General features: G+C 69.7%; 18 protein-coding genes and 1 pseudogene. 8 read left to right on the forward strand and 11 right to left on the reverse strand.

From position 1 onward, the window contains the following. From IL992_RS47270 to IL992_RS47280, 3 genes and pseudogenes are all read left to right on the forward strand, one after another. A pseudogene (locus IL992_RS47270) lies at positions 1–946 on the forward strand (hypothetical protein); the annotation flags it as partial. A 203-nt stretch (positions 947–1,149) separates the two neighbouring features. Continuing rightward, on the forward strand, positions 1,150–2,730 hold the full coding sequence (locus IL992_RS47275; RefSeq protein ID WP_226874846.1) for a trypsin-like serine peptidase: 1,581 nt from the start codon (positions 1,150–1,152) through the stop codon (positions 2,728–2,730). A 423-nt stretch (positions 2,731–3,153) separates the two neighbouring features. After that, complete coding sequence (locus IL992_RS47280) at positions 3,154–4,608, forward strand: trypsin-like serine peptidase (RefSeq protein WP_319019208.1); 1,455 nt, start codon at positions 3,154–3,156, stop codon at positions 4,606–4,608. 81 nt (positions 4,609–4,689) lie between these two features. Here the strand turns inward: IL992_RS47280 and IL992_RS43250 are convergent, their stop codons facing one another. The 5 genes from IL992_RS43250 to IL992_RS43270 form a co-directional block, all read right to left on the reverse strand. Then, positions 4,690–6,519 carry an ABC-F family ATP-binding cassette domain-containing protein gene (locus IL992_RS43250; RefSeq protein WP_193209089.1) on the reverse strand — a complete coding sequence of 610 codons (1,830 nt, stop codon included), beginning with the start codon at positions 6,517–6,519 and terminating at the stop codon, positions 4,690–4,692. A gap of 12 nt (positions 6,520–6,531) precedes the next feature. Next, positions 6,532–7,458, reverse strand: coding sequence for a 4-(cytidine 5'-diphospho)-2-C-methyl-D-erythritol kinase (locus tag IL992_RS43255; protein ID WP_193209090.1), 927 nt, complete (start codon positions 7,456–7,458; stop codon positions 6,532–6,534). Positions 7,459–7,700: 242 nt separating this feature from the next. Beyond that, on the reverse strand, positions 7,701–9,203 hold the full coding sequence (locus tag IL992_RS47285) for a trypsin-like serine peptidase (RefSeq protein WP_226874847.1): 1,503 nt from the start codon (positions 9,201–9,203) through the stop codon (positions 7,701–7,703). A 392-nt stretch (positions 9,204–9,595) separates the two neighbouring features. Continuing rightward, entirely contained in the window at positions 9,596–10,639 is a 1,044-nt protein-coding gene (locus IL992_RS43265; RefSeq protein WP_193209091.1) for a M4 family metallopeptidase, read from the reverse strand. A 98-nt stretch (positions 10,640–10,737) separates the two neighbouring features. Continuing rightward, a complete protein-coding gene (locus IL992_RS43270; RefSeq protein ID WP_226874848.1) occupies positions 10,738–11,403 on the reverse strand; it encodes a TetR/AcrR family transcriptional regulator in 666 nt (221 codons plus the stop codon). Between the two features lie 96 nt (positions 11,404–11,499). Here IL992_RS43270 and IL992_RS43275 point away from each other — a divergent pair, with 96 nt between their 5' ends. Then, on the forward strand, positions 11,500–12,090 hold the full coding sequence (locus IL992_RS43275) for a TIGR03086 family metal-binding protein (RefSeq protein WP_193209092.1): 591 nt from the start codon (positions 11,500–11,502) through the stop codon (positions 12,088–12,090). Here the strand turns inward: IL992_RS43275 and rsmA are convergent. The 4 genes from rsmA to IL992_RS43295 form a co-directional block, all read right to left on the reverse strand. Further along, a complete protein-coding gene (gene rsmA / locus IL992_RS43280; RefSeq protein ID WP_193209093.1) occupies positions 12,087–12,944 on the reverse strand; it encodes a 16S rRNA (adenine(1518)-N(6)/adenine(1519)-N(6))-dimethyltransferase RsmA in 858 nt (285 codons plus the stop codon). The genes IL992_RS43275 and rsmA overlap by 4 nt on opposite strands. 19 nt (positions 12,945–12,963) lie before the next feature. Next, the gene (locus tag IL992_RS43285) at positions 12,964–13,821 is read right to left on the reverse strand and encodes a TatD family hydrolase (protein WP_193209094.1); all 858 of its coding nucleotides are present in this window, start codon (positions 13,819–13,821) and stop codon (positions 12,964–12,966) included. A gap of 2 nt (positions 13,822–13,823) precedes the next feature. Further along, the gene (gene metG, locus IL992_RS43290; protein ID WP_193209095.1) at positions 13,824–15,410 is read right to left on the reverse strand and encodes a methionine--tRNA ligase; all 1,587 of its coding nucleotides are present in this window, start codon (positions 15,408–15,410) and stop codon (positions 13,824–13,826) included. A gap of 75 nt (positions 15,411–15,485) precedes the next feature. Then, positions 15,486–16,724: a glycosyltransferase gene (locus IL992_RS43295; RefSeq protein ID WP_319019209.1), complete on the reverse strand. Its 1,239-nt coding sequence runs from the start codon at positions 16,722–16,724 to the stop codon at positions 15,486–15,488. 398 nt (positions 16,725–17,122) lie between these two features. On the opposite strand from IL992_RS43295, the gene IL992_RS43300 reads away from it, so the two are divergent. Then, complete coding sequence (locus tag IL992_RS43300; RefSeq protein WP_319019210.1) at positions 17,123–18,631, forward strand: hypothetical protein; 1,509 nt, start codon at positions 17,123–17,125, stop codon at positions 18,629–18,631. 64 nt (positions 18,632–18,695) lie between these two features. Here the strand turns inward: IL992_RS43300 and rsmI are convergent, their stop codons facing one another. Further along, positions 18,696–19,517, reverse strand: a complete 822-nt coding sequence (gene rsmI, locus IL992_RS43305) for a 16S rRNA (cytidine(1402)-2'-O)-methyltransferase (protein ID WP_193209097.1) — start codon at positions 19,515–19,517, stop codon at positions 18,696–18,698. Between the two features lie 106 nt (positions 19,518–19,623). On the opposite strand from rsmI, the gene IL992_RS43310 reads away from it, so the two are divergent. Together IL992_RS43310 and IL992_RS43315 are read left to right on the forward strand one after the other, a co-directional pair. After that, the gene (locus tag IL992_RS43310) at positions 19,624–21,231 is read left to right on the forward strand and encodes a dolichyl-phosphate-mannose--protein mannosyltransferase (RefSeq protein WP_404804823.1); all 1,608 of its coding nucleotides are present in this window, start codon (positions 19,624–19,626) and stop codon (positions 21,229–21,231) included. 116 nt (positions 21,232–21,347) lie between these two features. Continuing rightward, positions 21,348–22,775 carry a hypothetical protein gene (locus tag IL992_RS43315; protein WP_193209098.1) on the forward strand — a complete coding sequence of 476 codons (1,428 nt, stop codon included), beginning with the start codon at positions 21,348–21,350 and terminating at the stop codon, positions 22,773–22,775. A 5-nt stretch (positions 22,776–22,780) separates the two neighbouring features. On the opposite strand, the gene IL992_RS43320 is transcribed toward IL992_RS43315, so the two are convergent. Beyond that, entirely contained in the window at positions 22,781–23,182 is a 402-nt protein-coding gene (locus tag IL992_RS43320) for a VOC family protein (RefSeq protein WP_449843680.1), read from the reverse strand. A 91-nt stretch (positions 23,183–23,273) separates the two neighbouring features. On the opposite strand from IL992_RS43320, the gene IL992_RS43325 reads away from it, so the two are divergent. Further along, complete coding sequence (locus IL992_RS43325) at positions 23,274–24,236, forward strand: helix-turn-helix transcriptional regulator (RefSeq protein ID WP_193209100.1); 963 nt, start codon at positions 23,274–23,276, stop codon at positions 24,234–24,236. The last annotated feature ends 1 nt before the right edge of the window (position 24,237 follow it).

Consider the following 24,237-nt stretch of genomic DNA (forward strand, 5'->3'; position numbering starts at 1 on the left):
CGGCGACCGCGACTACGCGTTCGTCACCGTGTACAACGGCGTCCAGGTCACCGACGTGGCCGTGGACAAGGTCAAGAACTGGGTCAAGGACCGCGTCTTCGACACCCGCGCCGAGGCGGAGAAGGCCAAGAAGGACCTCGAGCTCAAGACCACCGGCTGGTCCGGCGAGATCGTCCCCTTCGTGCCGGAGGACTACGAGATCGCCAAGTACGGCCAGGAGTCCCAGAAGATCGCGATCGCGTGGAACCGCTGGTGCGGCGACGTGTGCGACCTGGCGCAGGTCGGGTCGCTGGTTCGTGGTGAGTCGTCGTCGTACAAGACGAGCTGGCACCACGGCTTCGAGGCGACCCGTATCTCGAAGGAAGAGTACGTCGCGGCGGTGGGGAACGACGAGACCCCGATCAAGCTCGTCGACGGTGTCGTCTACTTCATCAAGGACCACGGCTGGTACAAGGCCACCTGCTGGGTCAAGGCTGCCGTGAAGTTCAAGCTGCGTGGCCACCTCGTGGACATCGCGCTGAAGGACGTCGGCACCCTCGGCAGCAACGTCGGTGGTCAGGGCCTGGCCTACAACCAGAAGATCGGCACCGGGGTCTTCGTCTTCGGTTACCCGAGCGGGTCGCACCCGGACGGCAACTACGCCTTCACCGGCAAGACCCTCAAGTGGGCCTACGGCAAGACCTTCAAGGCCGCCGCTCCGGCGATGAAGGCCGAGGAGCTCGTGGGCATCAAGTCCTCCTTCACCGGTGAGGGCTCGATCGGTTCCTCGTGGCTGTACCGCTACAGCAACGCCAAGCGTCTTGGCTACCTGAACGGTGTGACCATCGCGGTCTCCGACACCGACGGCAACAAGCGCATCGACACCAGCGTCTCCCCGTACTTCGACGGTGAGACCCTGGCCGTCTACCAGTACGCCGCGAAGTTCGCTTCCGGCAAGATCGTCTGAGACTAGCTCTCTGACGCTCTGACTGGACCACAAGGAAAGGGCCCGGCCTCCAGCCGGGCCCTTTTCCTATATCGCGGGTGGCTGTCACGCATCGCTCCAGTAACAGCCCTTACGCCCCAATGATCTCCTCCGATAACTTTATTCTCATCCTTTACTGACGCATGGGGCAAAAGTCACGCCCCACGCCAGACCTGGGAGAAAAAGTGAAGCGCACCCTCGCTCTTGGCGGCGTGGCGGCCGGCCTGCTGGCTTCCGCCGTCGTCGCCTCCCCCGCCCAGGCGGAGAAGGTTCCGGCCAAGCCCCTGGCCGAGACCAACTTCGCCGCCAAGCAGGTGGCGGCGTTCTGGTACGGCGAGAAGATGGCCAACCTGATCAACGCCACGCCGTACAACGTCGAGACCAAGGTCTCGTCCAAGGTCGTCGCCCACCTGCCGAAGGAGCCCACCTCCGTCAAGCCGGGCGTCGTCGGGTCCAGCGGCGACCAGAAGCCCACCGGCACCTCGAAGAACGTCAACCTGCCCCGGTCCTCCGGCAAGGTCTTCTTCGTCGGCGCCGACAACAAGCCGCACTGGTGCTCCGCCACCGCCATTCAGAGCGGGCACAAGAACCTCGTGGCCACCGCCGGTCACTGTGTCTTCAGCACAGTGAAGGAGAAGGACACGATGAGCAAGTGGGTCTTCGTCCCGGGCTACTACCAGGGCAAGACCCCGTGGGGCATCTACGTCGGCAAGACGGCCTTCACCCACTTCGACTACGAGGTCTACGCCGACGGCGACTTCGACTACGCGTTCGTGGCCGTCTACAACGGCGTCCAGGTCACCGACGTGAAGACCGACAGCGTCAAGAACTGGGTCGACAAGCGGGTCTTCAAGACCCTTGCCGAGGCCGAGAAGGCGCAGAAGGACGTCGAGACCAAGGAGACGGGCTGGGCCGGCAAGATCGTGCCGTTCGTGTCCAAGCCCGAGACGGTCGTCAGGGACAAGAAGAACAAGGAATACCAGCAGACGTGGATCGACGTCTGCACCTGGGCGCACTGGCAGAACCTCCAGGCGGCGGCTCTGACGGCTGAGAACAAGGCCCCCGCGACCAAGGACGCGGTGGAGATCCTCAACAAGGGCCGCGGGGAGACGACCGACTTCAAGACCGCGCCCGGCACCGGGATCAAGGTCACCCGCGTCTCGCTCACCGAGTACGACTCGGCCAAGGACGAGGTGAAGATCGGCGACCTCGTGTTCCGCGTCTCCGAGGACGGGAAGAGCGTCTACTTCATCTACGACCACGGCTACTACAAAATCAACTTCTGGGCGAAGTACGACCTGGACTACAAGCTGGTCGGCAAGATCGTGGACATCACGCTGAAGGACGTCGGTGCCCTCGGCGACAACGTCCCCGGCCAGGGTCTCGCGTACAACCAGAAGGTCGGCCAGCCGACCTACGTGTTCGGCTACCCGAGCGGGTCGCACCCGGACGGCAACTACGCCTTCACCGGCAAGACCCTCAAGTACAGCTACGGCAAGACCTTCCCCGCCGTGGCACCGTCCATCAAGGGTGAGGCGCTCCAGGGCATCAAGTCCTCCTTCACCGGTGAGGGCGCGCTCGGCTCCGGCTGGCTGTTCAAGTACGACAACCGCAAGCGGTTCGGCTACCTCAACGGCGTGACCATCGGCGTCTCGGACACCGACGGCAACGACCGGTACGACACCAGCATCTCGCCGTACTTCGACGGCGAGACCCTGGGCGTCTACAAGGTCGCCGCGGCCACCGCGTCCGGCGCGATCGTCTGAGCGCTCGACCTCATGTGAAGGGCCCGGCAGTCTGCCGGGCCCTTCTTCCGTTTCCCGGCTCGTCCGCGTCGCCGGCTCTCCGCTCCGCCGGGATCGCCTCCCGGATCCCCGGACCGCCGCGCGTGGGCAAAATCAGACGTGATCACAGCGGCGCACGGTTCCATCCCGCCATTGTGATTTACGTCACATTTGCCGCTCAAGCGATCAGTGACTCAGCGTGATGAAAGCATCTTGAAATCAGCATCTCATCAGCGGAAACACAGCAAACATTCAGGATCGGATTCGCCTTCGATCATTGCGGGTGCGCATGCGGAGCGGTTCTCGGCGCTACTTTCCGCCTGACTCCTCCGCTAGCTTTCTTACCGTCCCTTTACTGACGAGTGGGCGCATTTTGTGCCCCCGACAGATCGAGGAGAACACCCCGTGAAGCGCACCCTCACCCTCGGCGGCATCGCGGTCGGCCTGTTGGCCTCCGCGGTCGTCGCAGCCCCCGCACACGCGGACTCCGTACCGCACGACACTCTTGCCAGCTCCAACTACGCCGCCAAGCAGGTCGCCGCCTTCTGGTTCGGCGAGCGTATGGCCAACCTCCGCAACGCCAAGCCGTACAACGTGGAGACCCGAGTCTCGGCCAAGCACGTGTCGACCGGCGGGGCGTCCGCGGACAGCAAGCCCGGCGTCGTCGGGTCCAGCGGCGACAAGAAGGCGACCACCAGCACGAAGAACGTCAACCTGCCCCGCACCACGGGCAAGGTGTTCTTCATCGGCGCCGACCACAGGCCGCACTGGTGCACCGCGACCGCGGTCCAGTCGCACTACAAGAACCTGGTGGCGACCGCCGGCCATTGCGTGTACGACACCAAGAGCAACAAGGCGACCCTCGACAAGTGGGTCTTCGTCCCCGGCTACTACCAGGGCAAGACCCCGTGGGGCATCTACGTCGGCAAGACGGCGTACACCCACTACGACTACGACGTGTACGAGGACGGCGACCGCGACTACGCGTTCGTCACGGTCTACAACGGCGTCCTGCCCACCGGCGGCTCCAGCAAGAGCTACGCCCGCACGTACGAGACCTCCCGTGAGGCGAGGCGGGCCAAGGCCAGGCTCGACAGGGACAGCGCCTACTCCCACCTGCGTATTCGGCCCGTCCTCGACACCGACCATGTGGTCAAGGAGGGCACCCGCGAGTCGCGGAAGGTCTACGTCAAGCGGGACGAGTGGAAGAAGCTCAACCCCGAGGGCACTCCCGCCGACGGGCCCTTCAAGGAGGGCACCGGCGTCACGGACAAGGAGTACACCTCCAAGCCCGACGGCTGGGTCGAGGGCAAGGAGTCGGCCGACGGCAGGGCCTTCTACCTCAAGAAGGGCGACAAGTACGTCGTCCGCACCTACTGGATCAACTACGACGTCGACTACCGCCTGACCGGCCGGACCCTGTCGATCGGCCTCAAGGACGTCGGCACCCTCGGCTCCAACGTCGGCGGACAGGGCCTGGCCTACAACCAGAAGATCGGCAGCGGCACCTTCGTGTTCGGCTATCCGAGCGGGTCGCACCCGGACGGCAACCACGCCTTCTCCGGCAACACCCTCAAGTGGTCGTACGGCAAGACCTTCAAGGCCAGCTCCCTCACCATCAACGCCCAGGAGCTCGTGGGGATCAAGTCGTCGTTCACCGGTGAGGGCGCGCTCGGCTCGGCGTGGCTGTACCGCTACAGCAACACCAAGCGGCTCGGCTACCTCAACGGCGTGACCATCGGCGTCGCCGACCGCGACGGCAACAAGCGCTACGACACCAGCGTCTCCCCGTACTTCGACGGCGAGACCTACGGCGTGTACAAGGTCGCCGCCAACAACTGGTCCGGCAAGATCGTCTGATTCGCCACCGCGTACGCGAAGGGGCCCGGCATCACGCCGGGCCCCTTTCCGTTTCTCCTCGCCGGCGACTCCGGCGACGCTCTACTGCCCTTCGAGGCGCTCCGCCACCGTCATCCATTCGAGCTCGGCCGCCTCCTTCTGCGCGGCGATCTCGCGGAGCTCGGCGTCAAGCTTGGCGAGGCGCTCGAAGTCGCTCGCCGCCTCGGCCATCTCGGCGTGCAGCTTCACCTCGCGCTCGCCGAACTTGTCGATCTGCCGTTCCAGCCGGTTGAGCTCCTTCTGCAGCTCCCGCAGCTCCTTGGCGGACAGCCCGCCCGCAGGCGCCGGCTGGTCGTCCTGCCGGGACTGCGGGGCCCGCTCGGGAGCGCTCGCGGCGGAGGCCGCCCGGGCCGACAACGCGGCGCCCGACGCACGGCGTTCCAGGTATTCGTCCACGCCGCCCGGCAGCATCGAGAGTTTGCCGTCCCCCAGGAGCGCGACGCAGCGGTCGGCCACCCTCTCCAGGAAGTACCGGTCGTGGCTGACCACCACGAGGGTGCCCGGCCAGGCGTCGAGGAGGTCCTCCAGCTCGGTGAGCGTCTCGATGTCGAGGTCGTTGGTCGGCTCGTCGAGCAGCAGCACGTTCGGCTCGTCCATGATCAGCCGGAGGAGCTGGAGTCGCCGGCGCTCACCGCCCGAAAGGTCGCCGACGACCTTCCACTGGGCCTCGCCCCGGAAGCCGAGGCGTTCGAGCAACTGGGAGGCCGACCACTCCTTCTTGCCCACCTGGACGTACTTGCGGATCTCCTCGACCGTCTCCAGCACCCGCCGTGCGGGGTCCAGCTCGGCGAGCTCCTGCGACAGGTGCGCGAGCCGCACCGTCTTGCCGCGCACGATCCGGCCGGAGTCGGGCTCGACCGTGCCGGACAGCAGGCGCAGCACCGACGACTTGCCCGAGCCGTTGACGCCGATCAGGCCGATCCGGTCTCCCGGGCCGAACTGGTACGTGCAGTGGTCGAGCACCAGCGGCCCGACGCCCTCTCCATCACCGGGGCCGCCCGCGTGGAGCGTCACGTCCTCCAGGTCCGCGACGGTCTTGCCGAGCCGTGCCGAGGCGAAGTTCAGCAGTTCGACGGTCTCCCGCGGCGGCGGCTCGTTCGCGATCAGCGCCTCGGCCGCGTTGATCCGGAACTTGGGCTTGGAAGTCCGGGCCGGCGGACCGCGCCGCAGCCACGCGATCTCCTTGCGCATGAGGTTCTGCCGGCGCTCCTCCGCGGCCTGTGCGATCCGCGCCCGCTCGGCCTTGGCCAGCACGTACGCCGCGTAGCCGCCCTCGTATCGCTCGACGGAACCGTCCACGACCTCCCACGTGCGGGTGGAGACCGCGTCGAGGAACCACCGGTCGTGGGTGACGACCAGCAGCGCGGACTTGCGCTGGACGAGGTGCCCGGCGAGCCAGGCGATCGCCTCGATGTCGAGGTGGTTGGTGGGCTCGTCGAGGATCAGCAGGTCGTGCTCCTCGACAAGCAGCCGCGCCAGGGCCGTACGGCGCCGCTCACCGCCCGACAGCGCGCCCGCGGGAGCCGCGAGGTCGATGTCGGCGAGCAGGTTGGCGAGGATCTCCCTGATCGCCGCGTCGCCGGCCCACTCGTGCTCGGCCCGGCCGGCCAGGACGATGTCCTTCACAGCGGCGTCCGGGTCGAACTGGTCACGCTGGGAGAGCGTGCCGACCCGCAGCCCGCGGGTGTGGGTGACCCGGCCGCTGTCGGGCTTGAGCGTTCCGGCGATGATCGAGATGAGCGTGGTCTTGCCACCGCCGTTGCGGCCGACGACGCCGATCCGGTCGCCCTGCTCCAGCCCGAGAGAGACGTCGGCGAGCAGGGGCTTGGGCCCGAAGGCGTGGGAGACGGACTCCAGATTGACCAGATTCATCGCTCGTAAAGCTTATCCGGCCATGGTGGCCCCGGGGACGGGCCCGTGGGCGGTGACGACGGCCCGGCAGCCGTCCACGTCCTTGATCAGGCCGGCCAGCTCGTGCGCCCGCTCCGCCGACTCGGCGAGGAACGCGCAGGTGGGGCCGGACCCGGAGACGAGCGCGCCGAGCGCCCCGTGCGCACGACCCGCGGCGAGCGTGTCCGCGAGCGAGGGACGCAGCGCCAGCGCGGCGGGCTGGAGGTCGTTGGACAGCGCCTGCCCGAGCGCCTTCGCGTCGCCCTCGCGCAGGGCGGCGAGCAGTGCCTCGCTCACCGCGGGCGTGGGCGCCGCCACCCCCGCCTCCTCGCGCAGCCGGTCGCACTCGCCGTACACCCTCGGGGTCGACAGGCCGCCGTCGGCGAGCGCGAAGACCCAGTGGAAGACCCCGGCGGTCTCCAGCGGGGCGAGCCGCTCGCCGCGCCCGGTGCCCACGGCGGTGCCGCCGAGCAGCGCGAACGGCACGTCGCTGCCGATGTCGGCGGCGATCTCCATCAGATCCTCGACGGGCAGGCCGAGGCCCCACAGCTCGTTGCAGGCCACGAGGGCCGCGGCGGCGTCGGCGCTCCCTCCGGCCATGCCTCCGGCCACGGGGATCGACTTGCGGATCAGCAGATCGGCCCGGTAGGAACGGCCCGCCCGCTCGGCCAGCGCCCTGGCGGCCCGGACGGCGAGGTTGTCGTCGCTCACCGGAACCTCTCCGGTGTGGTCTCCCTCGACCCTGACCCTCAGCGGGGCGGCGGAGAGAACCCCGTCGGCCGGCTCGGCGGCGGTGACCTCGTCGAACAGCGAGACCGCGTGGAAGACGTTCACCAGGTCGTGGTAGCCGTCCTCGCGCAGCGGGCCGACCGCGAGCTGGAGGTTGACCTTCGCCGGCACGCGCACCGTGATCGCGCTCATCGCCCGTTCACCGGCTCGTGCCGTCCTCGTGCGTGCCGTCCTGGTGCGTGTCGTCCTGGTTTTGGGCGACGGGCGGGGCCACGTCGTCTGTGCCTGACCATGAGATCCGAGCTTAGCGTCACACGCCCCTCGGAACATCTCGCGAGTTTCCGCTGATCAGCCGTGCCCGCGCATACGGAAAAGGGCCCGGCTGGAGGCCGGGCCCTTTCCTGTGGTCCAGTCAGACTGTCAGAGAGCTAGTCTCAGACGATCTTGCCGGAAGCGAACTTCGCGGCGTACTGGTAGACGGCCAGGGTCTCACCGTCGAAGTACGGGGAGACGCTGGTGTCGATGCGCTTGTTGCCGTCGGTGTCGGAGACCGCGATGGTCACACCGTTCAGGTAGCCAAGACGCTTGGTGCTGCTGTAGCGGTACAGCCAGGACGAGCCGATCGAGCCCTCACCGGTGAAGGAGGACTTGATGCCCACGAGCTCCTCGGCCTTCATGGACGGAGCGGCGGCCTTGAAGGTCTTGCCGTAGCTCCACTTGAGGGTCTTGCCGGTGAAGGCGTAGTTGCCGTCCGGGTGCGACCCGCTCGGGTAACCGAAGACGAAGATCCCCGTGCCGATCTTCTGGTTGTAGGCCAGGCCCTGACCACCGACGTTGCTGCCGAGGGTGCCGACGTCCTTCAGCGCGATGTCGACCAGCCTGCCGCGCAGCTTGTAGTCGACGTCGAAGTTGCCCCAGTAGGTCGCCTTGTACCAGCCGTTGTCCTTGGCGAAGTAGAAGGCCTTGCCGTCGGACGACCAGCCGCCGTTGCCGAACTCGCCCTTGGAGACGCGGCTGACGACCGTGCCCCAGGTCTTGTCCTGGTACGTGGAGGTGCCGTGCTCCTTGGCCTGGTTCTCCAGGGTGGTCCGGTTCGCGTCGGTGTTGCCGCCGAGCTGGTCGCGCGTGGCGGGCGCCTTCGCCGAGTCCGGCGTGCGGAGGGGGACCCGCTTGCTGTAGTCCACCACCGGCACGATCTTGCCCGCGAAGCCGGTGCTCTTGAGCTCCAGCTCCTTCTGGGCCTTCTCGGCCTCCGCCCTGGTCTCGAACGTGCGGTTGTCCACCCAGTTCTTGACCTTGTCGGTCGAGACGCTGGTGGGCAGGACGCCGTTGTACACGGTGACGAACGCGTAGTCGCGGTCGCCGTCCTCGTACACGTCGAAGTCGTAGTGGGTGTACGCGGTCTTACCCACGTAGATGCCCCACGGGGTCTTGCCCTGGTAGTAACCCGGGATGAACACCCACTTGTCGAGGGTGTCCTTGTTGCTCACCGTGTCGTAGACGCAGTGACCGGCGGTCGCGACCAGGTTCTTGTACTGGCTCTGCACCGCGGTGGCCGAGCACCAGTGCGGCTTCTTGTCGGCGCCGATGAAGAACACCTTGCCGGTGGTCTTCGGCAGGTTGACGTTCTTCGACGTGCCGCTGGTCGCCTTCTTGTCACCGCTGGAGCCGACGACGCCGGCCTTGCTGTCCGCGGAGGCGCCACCGGTCGAGACGTGCTTGGTGGGCAGCGTGGTCTCGACGTTGTACGGGGTGGCGTTGACGAGATTGGCCTTGTTCTGGCCGTACCAGAACGCCGCCACCTGCTTGGCGGCGAAGTTCGTGTTGGCCAGGTTGATGGGCGGAGCGACGTCGGAGTCGGCCTGAGCGGGGGTGGCGACAGCGGCGGCGGCCAGCATGCCGACCGCGATGCCGCCGAGGGTGAGGGTGCGCTTCAACTTACTACTCCCTGGTCTGATCGTCGGGCGCCACTTGCGCCCCATCCGTCAGTAAAGGACGAGTAAGAAGCTATCTAAGGATTTGCGGCTTGTGACCGCCTTAAGTCGTTTCAGTCTGATCAGCCGGTCAAGATCGCGACTTCCGTCGCCGCCCGACGACCTCCGAGCGCCGTCACGTTTTCGCTGATCACAGATGTCGCCGTCGCAGGTCTGTCACGGAGCGTCACTGATCCATTCGACTCCTCAATGTGATGCAAATCACACTGATCCGACGGAACGGGAAGGCTAGTTGATCACGTCAAAGTCGCTCCGTCAGAGCGCCCGCACCCCCGGGCGTGGGCGTGCCCGGGGCGTGCCCCGCCCGAACCGCCCGGCCGGACGGGGCACGGCGCTCAGAGGATGCCGCGATCCGCGAACGCCCCGGCCACAGCACCGGCCGCGCTCGCGCCGTACAGACGCCGGGCCGCGGCGACGGTCGCCTCGGCCGCCGCCTTGAACGTGGTGTCGGGAGCGAAGTCGAACTGTGCCTCGATAATCAGCGTGCTCGCCTTCCGGTCGCCGAGGGCCCGGCGGATGTCCCACAGGGCGCGGGACCAGATCTCGCCGTCGGCGTGGACCTCGCCCCTGACGTCCTCGGGGTAGTGCTTGGTCCCGTCCAGGCGGCGCAGGCAGTGCGGGGCAGGCGAGTAGCTCACCGAGTCCCAGTCGGCCACGCACGCCTCGTCGGTCCTGGTCGGAACCCCGGTCGCCCAGCTGCTCACGGCCACGGCCAGGTAGTCGCCGAAGGCCTCGCCGATCGCGCCGGACTCCAGCGTGGTGCCGAACCCGGGCACCTGACCGTCCTGGACGCTGTGGCCGTACTCGTGGACGATCACCTCGGCGTCCTCGCCGTCGTCGATACCGCCCTTGCCGAGAGTGATGTTGGCCTTGTCCTCGCGGAAGAAGGAGTTGTCGCTGCCGTACTGGTTGATGCGCAACTCGATCTGCCGCTCGTTCACCGGCCGCAGAGTGCTGCCGAAGCCGAGCGACTGGATGTAGTGCTGTGCGGTGGTCACCCAGTGGTAGCCCATGACCTGCTCGAACTGGTCCACGTCACGGTGGTAGGCCGGGAAGGCGCCGCCCGCGGCCTTGGCGGCGGCGCCGGTCGAGCTCTTCACCCGGACGTACCGGCCGGTGAGCGTGCCGGAGCCGTCGAGATCGGTCAGCGTGACCTTCGTATACGCGGGCCCGAACTCGGGCCGGTCGGCGTCCTTGGCGTCGGCGAGGTCCTGCAGGCCGAGCTGCTGCACGGGGTTGGGGGCGAACACGGTCGCCGTCGCCGTGGCGGCGTAGGCACCGGCCTGCGCGGTCGCGGGCGTGGCGGCCGCGCCTGCGACCGCGGCGGCGAGAGCGCCGGCCAGACCGGCGGCCAGGACGGCGGAACGCGTGAGGGGCATGAGTCCTCCGGAGAAAAGTGCCACAAGTACCGGAGATCGTCGTCTTGCCCCCAGACCGGCCGCAAGAGCCGATGCATGTCCGTAATGATCCAATTCGGTCAGCTTTGTCTAACCGATGGGTGCCGCCACCGCCAGTTCAGCTCGCCCGGCTCCGGAGCCGGGCCGGGGAGAGCGGCCGCATCGGCTCCGGTGACACCGTCGAGCACCATCGACAGGAAGCGCCGCCGCAGCTCCCGCGTACGTTCCGGGTCGGGCACGCGGACGGCGGCGCACCCCTCCAGCACGAGACCGATGTCGTCGGCGACCACGTCGCGGCGCAACCGTCCGGCCGCGTGGGCCCGCTCCACCATCCGGCCCATCAGTCCGGCGGCGCGCCGCGCGTCACGCCCCATCTCCTCGGTCGGCGTGAAGGTGCCGGCGAGGTGGACCGTGAGCGAGTGCACGTCGGCGTCGACGATCCGTTCGAGGAAGACGACGAGCGCCTTCCATGCGTCCGGCTCGGCCTCGACGGCCTCCGCCTCTTCGATCCAGCGGCGCAGCCCGTCGTGGCACAGCCTGCGCAGCAGGTCCTCCTTGCCGGGATATCTCCGGTAGAGCGCGCTCATCCCGACCCCGGCCCGTTCCGCGACGGCCGCGACCGGCGCCTTGGGATCGGCGAGGAAGACCTCCTTGGCGGCGTCGAGGATGGCGGCGTCGTTGCGTGCGGCCTGCCCCCGCCGCCCGGCGAGGCCGACGGAACCGTGGTCGTCCATCTGCTTCGGCATGCGGTAACAGTAGCAGTGGAACAGAACATTCCGTTCTGCTAGTGTGATGTCTATCGGAACGGAATATTCCGTTCCTTCCAAGGAGAGGAAGCACCGATGAGCGAGACCACGACGGCGAGCTGGCGGACCCTGCTGACCCAGGCGCACGACGCGTTGCGCGACGCCGTCGCGGGCGTCGGCAGCCAGGCGTGGGACGCCGCGACTCCATGCGAGAAGTGGTCGGTCACCCAGGTGTTGCAGCACGCGACAGGGGACCAGATCGCCTACGCCGCCGCGATCACCGGTGGGCCGTGGCCCTCCGAGGACCCGTTCTCGCCCTCCGGCCACATCGAAGGCGACCCCGCGGCGCACCTGGCCACGGCGCTGGACGCCTCGGCGGGCGCCTGGGCGACCGTGGACGGCGACGCCGAGCAGGTGCCGGTGCCGCTCCCCCAGGGGCCCATGCCCGCGTGGCTCGCGGCCGGCGCGTGCGCGCTCGACGCGGCGGTGCACGCCTGGGACATCGCCATGGCCACGGGGCAGCCCTCGCCGCTCACCCCGCAGATGGCCCGGCCGCTGATGGAGGTCGCCACCCGGATCGTCGAACCGCTGCGGGCCTACGGCGCGTACGCTCCCGCTCTGGAAGCCGGCGACGACGCCGACGAGGTGGCCGTGCTGCTGGCCTACCTCGGCCGCCGGCCGATCTAGTTCGCCGCCGCCGCGGCCCGCTGTTCGGCGATGCGGGCGAAGTCCTCGACGCGCAGCTGCTCCCCGCGCGCCGACGGGTCGATCCCCGCCGCGACCAGCGCCTTCTCGGCCGCGACCGGCGATCCCGCCCAGGTGGCGAGGGCCGCCCGCAGCGTCTTGCGGCGCTGGGCGAAGGCCGCGTCGACGGCGGCGAAGACCTCCTCGCGGGTGGCCGTCGTCGCCGGCGGCTCACGCCGTACGAGGGAGACCAGGCCGGAGTCGACGTTGGGGGCCGGCCAGAAGACGTTGCGCCCGACGGGACCGGCCCGGCGCACGTCGGCGTACCAGGCGGCCTTGACCGACGGCACGCCGTAGATGCGCGAGCCGGGCGTCGCGGCGAGCCGGTCGGCGACCTCCGACTGCACCATCACCAGCCCGCGCCGCAGCGACGGCAGCACCTCCAGCAGGTGCAGCACGACCGGCACGGACACGTTGTACGGCAGGTTGGCGACCAGCGCGGTCGGCTCGGTCCCGAGCTCGGCGGGCCCGACCTTGAGCGCGTCGGCACGCACCACCGTCAGCCGACCGGCCACCTCCGGGGCCCGCTCGGCGACCGTCAGCGGCAACTGCTCCGCCAGCACCGGGTCGATCTCCACGGCGACGACCTCGGCGACCTCCGGGAGCAGGGCGAGGGTGAGCGAGCCGAGCCCCGGCCCGACCTCGATCGCCACGTCGTGCGGTGCGACCTCGGCGAGCCGGACGATGCGGCGGACGGTGCCGCCGTCGATCACGAAGTTCTGCCCCAGCTTCTTCGTCGGCCGGATGTTCAGCTTCTCCGCGAGCGCACGCACTTCGACCGGCCCGAGCAGACTCATGCCTCCAGTGTCTCCCGCTCTACCAGGCGCCGAAGACGGTCTCGCCGTTGGCCGAGATCCGGGCGGCGAGGTCGGCGACGTCCATGCCCTTGACCTCCGCGAGGCAGCGGAGCGTGAGCGGGATCAGGTAGGGCGCGTTGGGCTTGCCCCGGTGCGGCGTCGGCGGCAGGTAGGGCGCGTCGGTCTCGACCAGCATCAACTCGGGCGGCGCCACCGCCGCCGCCTCGCGCAGATATCCGGCGTTCTTGTACGTCACCGGGCCGGAGAACGACATGAAGTAACCGGCGTCCACGCACCGCTTGGCCATCTCGGCGTCGCCCGAGAAGCTGTGGAAGACCACCACGTCGGGGGCGCCCTGGGCGGCGAGCACGGCGAGCACGTCGTCGTGCGCGTCGCGGTCGTGGATGACCAGGGCCTTGCCGGTCCGCTTGGCGATCTCGATGTGCGCCCGGAAGCTGGCGTGCTGGTCGTCCTTCGACGCCCAGTCGCGGAAGTAGTCGAGTCCGGTCTCCCCCACCGCCCGCACGTGCGGCCACCGCGCGAGGTCCTCGATCTCGGCGAGGACCTCGGGCGTGGAGGCGTGCGCCTCGTTCGGGTGGATCGCCACGGCCGCGTAGACGTCCCGGTGCTCGCCGGCCACCTCGGCGTTCCACCGCGAGGACGGCAGGTCGTATCCGACCGTCACCAGGCGCGTCACGCCGACCGACCTCGCCTCGGCGAGGATCGACTCGACGCTCGCCCCGGCGGCCTGGGCCGCCAGCGCGACGGGATCGCCCGAGGAGGCCTGCCGGTTGCCGACCATGATGTCCAGGTGGCAGTGGCTGTCGAACACCTCCGCCGGCAGTGCCTCGGGCGGTGCGGGACGCTCACGCGACATGGTCAGGCGTTCTCCAGTCGCGGGAAGAGGATCTCCCCCTTGACGACCTGAGCCCCGGCGGGCAGCTTGCCCCAGGTGGCGACGTCGGCGATCCGCTGGTCGGCGAGCGCGCCCAGGTGCGGCTCCGCCCCGAGGGACGCCCACAGCTTGGCGCTCGTGGCCGGCATGATCGGGTGGAGCAGGACCGCGATCGCGCGCAGCGACTCGGCCGCCGTGTAGAGGATCGTCGCGAGCCGCGCCTGGCCCTCGGGCGAGTCGTCCTTGGCCACCTTCCACGGCGCCTGGTCGCTCAGGTAGCCGTTGACCTGCTTGACGAAGTCGAAGATGGCGCCGATGCCGCCGGCGAAGTCCAGGTTGTCACCGATCATGGCGTCCGCCTGGGCCACCGCCGCGGCGAGCCCGTCCGCGATCGCCTGCTCGGCCGGGCCCGCGGCCTTCGCCTCGGGAAGGCTTCCGTCGAAGTACTTGCCGATCATCGCCGCGACCCGGGACGCCAGGTTGCCGAAGTCGTTGGCGAGTTCGGAGGTGTAGCGGGCGGAGAAGTCCTCCCAGGAGAACGAGCCGTCCTGGCCGAACGGGATCGCCCGCAGGAAGTAGTAGCGGTAGGCGTCCACGCCGAAGTGGCTCGTCAGGTCGCGGGGCGAGATGCCGGTGAGGTTGGACTTGCTCATCTTCTCGCCGCCGACCATCAGCCAGCCGTTGGCGAAAACGCGCCCCGGCAGCGGCAGGCCGTTCGCCATGAGCATGGCGGGCCAGATGATCGCGTGGAACCGGAGGATGTCCTTGCCGACCAGGTGCACGTTCGCCGGCCAGGTGGCGTCGAACTTCGCCTGGTCCGAGCCGTAGCCGACGGCCGTGGCGTAGTTGAGCAGCGCGTCGATCCAGACGTAGATGACGTGCTTGGGGTCCCAGGGGATCGGGACGCCCCAGTCGAAGGTCGACCGCGAGATCGACAGGTCCTGCAGGCCCTGCTTCACGAACTGCACGACCTCGTTGCGCGCCGAGGCGGGCTGGACGAAGTCGGGGTTCTGCTCGTAGAACTCCAGCAGGCGCGGGCCGTACGCCGAGAGCCTGAAGAAGTAGTTCTCCTCCTTCAGCCACTCCACCGGTCGCTTGTGGATCGGGCACAGGTCGCCCTCCAGCAGATCGCCGGGCGACTTGTACTCCTCACAGCCGACGCAGTAGGGCCCCTCGTAACCGCCCTTGTAGATCTCGCCCTTGTCGTACAGGTCCTGCACGAACTCCTGGACGCGGTCGGTGTGGCGCGGCTCGGTGGTGCGGATGAAGTCGTCGTTGGCGATCTGGAGGTGCTCCCAGAGCGGCTTCCAGGCGTCCTCGACGAGCTTGTCGCACCACTCCTGGGGCGACACGCCGTTCGCCTCGGCCGTACGCATGATCTTCTGACCGTGCTCGTCCGTGCCCGTGAGGTACCACACCTTCTCGCCGCGCTGGCGGTGCCAGCGGGTGAGCACGTCGCCCGCGACGGTCGTGTAGGCGTGGCCCAGGTGCGGGGCGTCGTTGACGTAGTAGATCGGCGTCGTCACGTAGAACGCCGACTCCCCGGATGCAGTCGTTCCTGTAGCCGCCATGTGCGAATCCTATCGGCCCCGGGGAGATGACTCCCCGGGTTAAAACGCCGGTGGCGTCGTCAGGGACGCGACCTACTAGGCCACGGACTCGCGGCCGGCGGTCTCGGACTCGCGGCTGACGGCCTCGGCGGCCTCCTCGGCGGCGGACGCCGCGATGTCGACCGGGTTCTCCCGCGTACGGCGGATGCCGAGGATGCTGATGAACAGGGACGCGAAGATCGTCTGGAAGCTCATGACGAACGCGGTCGCCGACGGCACGACGAGGCGCAGCGACTCGGCCGGGATGAGCTCGCCGAAGCCGCGGCCGCCCCAGTGGGCGAGCGAGGCCACCAGGCCGACGAGACCGGCCACGGCCAGGGCGCCACCCGCGAGCAGGCCCTTCTCCAGGGTGACGACGTCCACCAGCCTGCGGATGCGCCGGTCCTCGGGGAGGAAGCCCTCCTCGGCCGCGTACACCTTGGTGAACAACGCGAACAGCACGGCCTGGAAGCCGATGACCACCATCGCGGACGCGCCGACCAGCGTGTCGACGTCGAAGGCGAGCTTGCCGATGTAGACCGGGCCGAACGACAGCGCGGCCCCGGCGACGAGGCCGAGGCTCATCAGCACCAAGCCCGGGATGAAGAACAGCCAGCGCGGGCTGTAGAGCATCAGGAAGCGCAGGTGGCGCCAGCCGTCCCGCCAGGAGCGCAGGTGCGGCGGGCGGGAGCGGCCGTCGGGCGACAGGGTGGTGGGCACCTCGCGGACGTCGAGCCCCTGCAGGGTCGCCTTCACGACCATCTCGGAGGCGAACTCCATGCCACCGGTCTGGAGCCCCAGCCGCAGGATCGAGTCGCGGCGGAAGCCGCGCAGTCCGCAGTGGAAGTCGCCGATCTCGCTGGGGAAGAACAGCCGGCCGATGAACGACAGGACCGGGTTGCCCAGGTAGCGGTGGAGCGGGGGCATGGCGCCCGGGGCGATGCCGCCGCGGAACCGGTTGCCCATGACCAGCTCGGCGCCGTCCCGGAGCTGCTCGACGAAGGGCATCAGGTTGGTGAAGTCGTAGGAGTCGTCGGCGTCGCCCATGATGACGTACCTGCCGCGGGCGGCGCGGATGCCGCCGATCAGGGCGTTGCCGTAGCCCTTCTCGTCAATATGGACAACCCGGGCGCCCGCGTCACGGGCCAGCTGTTGTGAGCCGTCGGTGCTGCCGTTGTCGGCGATGACCACCTCGCCGTCGATTCCGTTCTCACGCATGCAGGTGAGTGCCTTGCGAACACAGATCTCAACGGTCTCGGCCTCATTGAGGCATGGCATGACAACGGTAAGTTCCACGTCGCAACTCCTCGCATATGACGGCAGGACACCAATGATGCCCGCTTCCCAGTAGCGTCCGAGTCAAGTCCGCGAAACGGCTGGCATTCTGTAACCGTGACTCCACCCACCGCTGGAGCGGCGGGCCTTCCGCGTCGCCGGCCAAGCGGCGACGCAGAGGACGAGCCCGGCCCGGAGAGTTCCCAGCCCGCCGGCCACGCCGGCGTGCGCGGTATGCCCGCAGGTGACGTGCCGGAACTCCGCCCGGGTGGCGCGGTTTTCCTTCACCACACGCCCGCGGGTGTCCATTGGAAGGCACCGGCGAAACTCGAGGGGAGGAAGCGCGGACTCACCCGCCGGATGAAGCAGGCGGTCGAATCCGCGCGACTTTGATGGTCGCGATCGCGGATCCTCCGTCGGTGAACGCCTCCCCGGTCGGCGGCTGGGGCCGTCCGCTCGCCCTGCTGCGCCGGCACCGGGTCTTCGCGGTCGCGCTCGGCGTCGCCTTCGTGCTGCGGATCGTCACGATGCTGGGCTTCGGCCCGGCCATGTGGTTCAACGACTCCTACGACTACGTGTCGGTGGCGCTGCGCCCGCGTCCGCACCCGATCCGCCCGGACGGGTACAGCTTCTGGCTGCTGCTGCTCAAGCCGTTCCACAGTTTCTCGCTCGTGGTGTTGACCCAGCACCTCATGGGCCTGGCGGCGGCGTTCCTTATCTACGCCCTGCTGACCAGAAGATTTGGGATGCCAGGCTGGGGGGCGACGCTGGCCGCGGCTCCCGTGATGTTCGACGCCTACCAGATCCAGCTCGAGCAGCTGATCATGTCGGACACCATGTTCATCCTGCTCGTCGTGGGCGTGGTGACGCTCGTGCTGTGGCGGGAGCGGATGACCTGGCGGGGCGGGACCGTGGTCGGGCTGCTGCTCGCGCTGACGGCGCTGACCCGGAGCATCGGCCTGCCCATCCTCGCCCTGGTCGTGGCCTATTTGGTGATCAAGCGGGCGGGCTGGAAGCCGATCGCCGCCATGGTCGTCGCGTGCGCGCTGCCCGTGCTCGCGTACATGGGCTGGTTCAAGGCGGTGAACGGCCAGTTCGCGATGACCAACAGCGACGGGGTGATCCTCTACATGAGGACGTCGCTGTTCGCCGACTGCCACAAGATGAACATCGACGAGCGCCGCGAGCTGGAGCTGGCGCTGATGTGCATCAACGTCGCACCCAAGGACCGCGGCCTGTCCGCGCAGGCGTACCTGTGGTGGGACGACCAGAACCAGCTCCACGTCTTCGGCTCGGGCATGAAGTTCACCCCGGAGATCAACGCGAACGCCAGCGCGTTCGCGAAGAGGGCGATCCTGTCCCAGCCGGGCGACTACCTGGCCGCGGTGGCCAAGGACTTCTTCCGCGCCTTCCAGTGGGGCCGCCCGCGGTTCCCCGACGCCAAGACCTTCCTGCAGTACGAGTTCGACAACGAGTACACCCGCAAGCTGCCCAAGTGGAGCTCCTACCACAGCACCACGGACAAGGACGCCGAGGCGTACGAGAACGGCCCGGCCGCGACGCATGTGGTCTCGCCGTGGTCGGACATCATGATCGGCTACCAGAAGGTCGTACGGCTGCCGGGCCTCGTGCTGGGCCTGCTGCTGCTGTTCGGCCTGTACGGCGTGGCACGGCGCTGGCGCGACCTCGGCGGGCCCGAGCTGCTGCCCTGGCTGGGAGCGGTGGGGCTGATCCTGGCCCCGGCGGCGACGGCCGAGTTCGACTACCGCTACCTGCTGCCCGCGGTGCCGCTCGCCTGCCTCGCCGCCGGCATCACCGCCGCCGGCCTGCTGGGCCGCCCCTCGCCGCGGCTGTCGTCACTGCGCCTGTCGTCACTGCGCCTGTCGTCACTGCGTCCGTCCTCGCGCCGCCGCCCCTCGCTCCGCTGACCCGGCGCGCGGCGCCCGGCCCCTGTGCGAGGGATCAGGCGCCGTGGACGGCGTTTTTCCGGAGTCAGACGCCGTGGACGGCGTTGTAGAGCTCGCGCTTGGAGACGCCGGCCGACTTGGCCACCTCGGTGATGGCCTGCTTGCGCGGCACGCCCGCGCCCTCGCGCCTGGCCACCTCCTCGACCAGTTCCTCGATGCCCGGCGCGGCCTCCTCGGCGGTCCGTCCCGCCACCACCAGCGTGATCTCGCCCCTGACCTCGCCCGCGGCCCATTCGGCCAGCTCGCCGAGGCCGCCGCGGCGCACCTCCTCGTAGGTCTTGGTGAGCTCCCGGCAGACGGCGGCGGGCCGCTGCGCGCCGAAGGCCTCCGCCATCGCCTCCAAGGTCGCGTGCAGACGGTGCGGCGCCTCGAAGAACACCATCGTGCGCTCCTCGGCCGCCAGCGCCGCCAGCCGCCTGGCCCGCTCCCCCGGCTTGCGCGGCGGGAACCCCTCGAAGCAGAACCGGTCGCTCGGCAGGCCGGAGACGGCGAGGGCGGTCGTCACCGCCGACGGGCCGGGCAGCGCCGTCACGGGCAGGCCGGCCTCGACCGCGAGGCGGGTGAGCCGATAGCCGGGGTCGGAGACGCCCGGCATCCCCGCGTCGGTGATCACGACGACGGTCCGGCCCTCGCGCAGCGCCTCCAGCAACTCGGCGGCCCTGGCACTCTCGTTGGCGTCGTAGTAGGACACCACGCGGCCCCCGATGGCGATCTCCAGGTCGGCCGCGAGCCGCCGAAGCCGGCGGGTGTCCTCCGCAGCGATCACGTCGGCCGCGGCGAGCACCTCGCGCAGCCGTGGGGACGCGTCTTTGGGCTGGCCGATCGGGGCTGCGGCGAGAACGAGCACGCGTCCACCCTATGGCGGGCGTGAAACATTCATCGACGAACGGCCGGTTGCCCCAATCCACGCGCGACCCGTGTCCTTGGCGGGGACTCACCAGTAATCTGTCGGCGTGGCCGTGACCGACTATTCTCACAAGGCGTTCGAGCAGCCGGAAGAGGGACCACAGGAGAACGCTCCCGCGGTTTCCCTGCGCGACCGGCTCGTGCCGCCCATGCCCGGCAGCGCCATGTGGGGCTGGCTCGGCCCCATCCTGGTCGCCCTCTTCGGCGGATTCCTCCGGTTCTACCGGCTGGGCACCCCGCACGCGGTCGTCTTCGACGAGACCTACTACGCCAAGGACGCCTTCGCCACCGTCAAATACGGTGTCGAGCGGCAGTTCGTGGACGGCGCGGACAAGCTCCTGCTCGCCGGCAACGAGAACATCTTCAAGCAGTGCGGCTCGGTGAGCGAGTGCGCCTCCTACGTGGTGCACCCGCCGGTCGGCAAGTGGCTGATCGGCCTCGGCGAGATGATCTTCGGGGCGAACCCGTTCGGCTGGCGCTTCACCGCCGCGCTGCTCGGCACGCTGTCCATCCTGATCCTCGCCCGCACGGCCCGCAGGATGACCCGCTCGACGCTGCTCGGCTGCGCGGCCGGCCTGCTGCTGTCCCTCGACGCCCTCCACTTCGTGCTGTCCCGTACGGCGCTGCTGGACATCTTCCTGATGTTCTGGGTGCTCGCCGGGTTCGCCTGCCTCGTGGCCGACCGGGACTGGTCCCGCAGCCGCCTCGCGGAGTGGCACGAGGCGGGGTCGCCCGCGGACGGGCCGCGGCTGGGCCTGCGGCCCTGGCGCCTGGCCGCCGGGCTGTGCCTCGGCCTGGCCATGGCCACCAAGTGGACCGGCGGCTTCTACATCGCCGCCTTCGCGATCATGACGCTGCTGTGGGACGCGGGCGCCCGGCGGGCCGTCGGAACGCCCCGGCCGTACGGCGCGGTCGCCAGCCGCGACCTGCCGCTCGCCGCGGTGTGGATGGCGGTCGTCCCGATCGTCACCTATGTCGTGTCGTTCACCGGGTGGTTCGTCACCGACAAGGGGTACGGCCGCAACTGGGACCAGGCCACCTCGAACGGCCCGGTCTACTTCGTCATCGACTCGCTCCGCTCGTGGTTCGACTACCAGAAGCAGGTGCTCACCTTCCACACCGGCCTGGAGACGAGCCACCCGTACCAGTCCGAGCCGTGGCAGTGGCCGCTGCTGCTGCGCCCGGTGGCGTTCTTCTACGAGTCGCCGAAGAACTGCGGCGCCGCCTCCTGCTCCTGGGCGGTCCTCGGCACCGGGACGCCGATCATCTGGTACGCCGGCCTGCTCGCGCTGATCGGCATGATCGCCTGGTATGTCGCGACCCGCGACTGGAGGGCGGGAGCGGTGCTGCTCGGCTACGCCGCCGGGTGGCTGCCGTGGTTCTACTTCGCCGTCGCGGACAACCGGACGATGTTCATGTTCTACGCGATGCCGATGGTGCCGTTCATGATCCTGGCGCTCGTGCTGGCCTGCGGGCTGATCATCGGCAGGGAGGATCCGGCCCGGCCCAACCGGCGCGTGGTCGGCACGGCCGTGGTCGGCGCGTTCGTGCTCCTGGCTCTGGTCAACTTCGGCTGGCTCTATCCCGTGATCGCCGCCGAGTCCATCCCGTACGACTCCTGGCACGCGAGGATGCTGTTCAACTCGTGGATCTGACCCCCCCGTATGGTTGGGCGCGTACCGTGCGCCCTAGGGTGCACCCAGAGGGGGGGTGGTCGCGAGTGATGCCGGGTCGTCGTCAACGATGGGGTCGATACGGCAGACTGCGGGTCATGCCCGCACCTGACGTCGCCGCGCTCCTCGCCCAACTGGAGCGCTCCGAGCCGGACATCGCCGAGCCCGCCCGCGTCGCGGTCGAGTGGCTCGCCGGCGGCGAGGCGCTGGAGACCATCAGCCAGTTCGACGTGTGCGAGTTCCTCTGGTACACGTTGCCGATCAAGGTGCCGGGCGACCAGGCGACCATCGCCAGGGCCCTCGGCCGGCTGCTCAGGCTCGCGGGCATGGAGCGTTACGCCGCCCTGTGCGACTCCCCGGCCACCGCCCGGATCCTGCTCACGTACGCCAGGGAGGGCGAGGAGGCCGGGGCCGCGGCCTACCACCGTGAGCTCGAGGCCACCGGGGTGCTGCCCCCGGACATCGCCGAGCTGTCGTGGAGCTCGATCATGGGGCCGGAGGAGCTCGGGGCGCACGTCGCCTGCGCGGCCGCCCTGGAGCTGGCCATCGTCACCGGCGACCCGGTGGACCGCGAGGAGCTGACCCGCCGCTGGCTCACCTCGCCTCGGGCCGAGCTGGGCGGCGACTGCTGGCTGCACCGGGTCCACGGCGAGCGGCTGAACCGCTGGGTGCTCGGGCGCGGCACCGCCCGCCGCGAGCTCGCCCAGCCGTTCGAGGTGCGGCTGCACGCCCCCATCGCGGCTCCGGACGAGCCGCACCTGGAACCGCTGCGCTGGCTGCTCGGCCTGGCCCGCACCGGGGTCCGCCTGACCGAGCGGCTCAACGTCGGACGTGCCGTGGCCGCCGAGGCGGCCGACCGGTTCGGCTGGGGCAATCGGGCCAGGTCCGGGGTCGTACGCGGCGAGGCCGACGTGCCCGCCCTCACCGAGCTGCGGCAGATCGCCGTACACGATCTCGGGGCGCTGCGGCGCAGCGGCCGGCGGCTGGTGCTCACCACCACGGGCAGGAACCTGCTGGACGACCGCGCCGCCATGTGGGAGGCGGCCACGCCCACGCTGCTCGTCCCCGCCCCCGGGGAGCACGACTTCGAGGTCTCCATCCGCGAGTCGGCGCTGATGATCCTGGTGGACGGCGACGTGGTGCGGGACGGCGACCTGCGCGACCGGGTCGCCGAGGTGGTCAACGGCGAGGGCTGGCGCGCCACGGACGGCGGCCGGGTCGGCGGCGCCGATCTCACCGGCCCGCTCGCCCGGCTCCGGCACCGCCTCGACGCCCTCGGCCTGGACACCGCGGCCGATGAGCCGGAGGCGGCAGGCCCTGCGCCGGAGGCGGCGGGTCCAGCGCCCGAGGCGGTAGGTTCGGCACCCGAGATCGCCACCCGAGCACTTCAGCACCCGAGCCGGGAGCCCGTGAGGCGTGCCGCGAGCGCCGTGGCGTGGCGGCTCACGGCCGCCGGGCGGCGCGCCGCGCTCGCCGCGCTGCGCGCCCAGGCCCTGCGCCCCCGCCAGTACGCCGGCCTCGGGTAGGCCTCTCAGGACCGGAGGGCCTGTAGGACCTCCAGGTAGTGGGCGTTGTACATGATCCCCAGAATGTTGCCGAACGGGTCGGCGACCGAGGCGGTGACGAACCCGGGGCCGCGCTCCGTCGGCGCCTCGTGCTGCGTGGCGCCCATCGACAGCAGCCTGTCCAGGCTCGTCGCCACGTCGTCCACGTGCCAGTAGACGACGGCCCCACCCGGCCCGCCCACCTCGTGCGGCGCGTAGCGGCGGTCGATCAGTCCCAGTTCGTGCTGGTAATCGCCGAGGCGGAACTCGGCGTAGGCGAGCCGCCCGTCCGGCCCCCGGCCCTCGAAGTACGCCTCCACGCCGAGCAGCTCCGCGTACCACCTCTTCGCCTGCTCGACGTCGTCCGCCCAGAAACTCACGGTCGTCATTCCGCGCAACATGTGTGCTCCCTTCGTCGAGAACCTACGTTAGGAGCCGTTGAGGAACGTATGGTTCCGCAATGCGCGGGAGACTGTGGCCATGCTGGAAACCTCCGTACGGCTGCTGCGGTTGCTGGCGCTGCTCCAGGCGCGGCCCGGCTGGTCCGGCGCCGACCTGGCGGACCGGCTCGGCGTGACCACCAGGACCGTGCGCAACGACGTCGAGCGGCTGCGCGTCATGGGCTACGAGATCCACTCGTCCACCGGCACGGCCGGCGGTTACCGGCTGGGCGCGGGGTCCGCCCTGCCCCCGCTGCTGCTGGACGACGAGGAGGTCGTCGCGGTGGTCGTCAGCCTGCAGGCCGCCGCGGGCAGCACCGTGACCGGCATCGAGGAGACCTCGCTGCGCGCGCTCGCCAAGCTCCAGCGCATGCTGCCGTCGCGGTTGCGCCACCGGATCGAGGCCGTACGCGCCGCCACGGTCGCGGTGCCGGGATACGGCCCCACCGTGGATCCCGACACCCTGACCTCGATCGCCGCGGCCGTCCGCGACCGCGAGACCCTGCGCTTCGACTACCTGGACCATCGGGGGAACGAGGGGCGCCGGACGGCCGAGCCGCACCGGCTCGTGTTCACCGGGCGGCGCTGGTATCTGCTGGCCTGGGACGTCGACCGGCGCGACTGGCGGACCTTCCGTGCCGACCGCGTGCGGCTGCGCACCCCGAACGGCCCCCGCTTCACCCCGCGGGAACCACCCGAGGGCGACGCCGCCGCCCACGTCGTGCGCGGGACGGGCTCTGCCGCCTGGAGGCACCGGGCCGTCGTACGGCTGCACGCGCCCGTCGAGGTCATGGGCGCGAGGCTCACCGCCGCGGCCGGCCTGCTGCGCGCCGACGGCGCGGACGCCTGCGTGCTGGAGACCGGCGGCGACTCGCTCCACAACCTGACGGCCTTCCTCACCACGCTCGACGTGCCCTTCACGGTGCTCGACCCGCCCGAACTGCGCGCTCACCTGTGCGCGCTCGCCGAGCGCTACCGGGCCGCGGGGGCAGGTAGCGTGTGAG

The organism is Microbispora sitophila (assembly GCF_014892245.1).
GTDB lineage: Bacteria > Actinomycetota > Actinomycetes > Streptosporangiales > Streptosporangiaceae > Microbispora > Microbispora siamensis.

Excerpts from the sequence above, each read along its gene's own strand:
- IL992_RS43265 (WP_193209091.1), bottom strand. The coding sequence starts at position 10,639 with ATGCCCCTCACGCGTTCCGCCGTCCTGGCCGCCGGTCTGGCCGGCGCT.
- IL992_RS43255 (WP_193209090.1), bottom strand. The coding sequence starts at position 7,458 with ATGAGCGCGATCACGGTGCGCGTGCCGGCGAAGGTCAACCTCCAGCTC.
- IL992_RS43275 (WP_193209092.1), top strand. The coding sequence starts at position 11,500 with ATGAGCGAGACCACGACGGCGAGCTGGCGGACCCTGCTGACCCAGGCG.
- rsmA (WP_193209093.1), bottom strand. The coding sequence starts at position 12,944 with ATGAGTCTGCTCGGGCCGGTCGAAGTGCGTGCGCTCGCGGAGAAGCTG.
- IL992_RS43270 (WP_226874848.1), bottom strand. The coding sequence starts at position 11,403 with ATGCCGAAGCAGATGGACGACCACGGTTCCGTCGGCCTCGCCGGGCGG.
- IL992_RS43325 (WP_193209100.1), top strand. The coding sequence starts at position 23,274 with ATGCTGGAAACCTCCGTACGGCTGCTGCGGTTGCTGGCGCTGCTCCAG.
- IL992_RS43315 (WP_193209098.1), top strand. The coding sequence starts at position 21,348 with ATGCCCGCACCTGACGTCGCCGCGCTCCTCGCCCAACTGGAGCGCTCC.
- IL992_RS43285 (WP_193209094.1), bottom strand. The coding sequence starts at position 13,821 with ATGTCGCGTGAGCGTCCCGCACCGCCCGAGGCACTGCCGGCGGAGGTG.
- IL992_RS43250 (WP_193209089.1), bottom strand. The coding sequence starts at position 6,519 with ATGAATCTGGTCAATCTGGAGTCCGTCTCCCACGCCTTCGGGCCCAAG.
- metG (WP_193209095.1), bottom strand. The coding sequence starts at position 15,410 with ATGGCGGCTACAGGAACGACTGCATCCGGGGAGTCGGCGTTCTACGTG.
- IL992_RS43320 (WP_449843680.1), bottom strand. The coding sequence starts at position 23,182 with ATGACGACCGTGAGTTTCTGGGCGGACGACGTCGAGCAGGCGAAGAGG.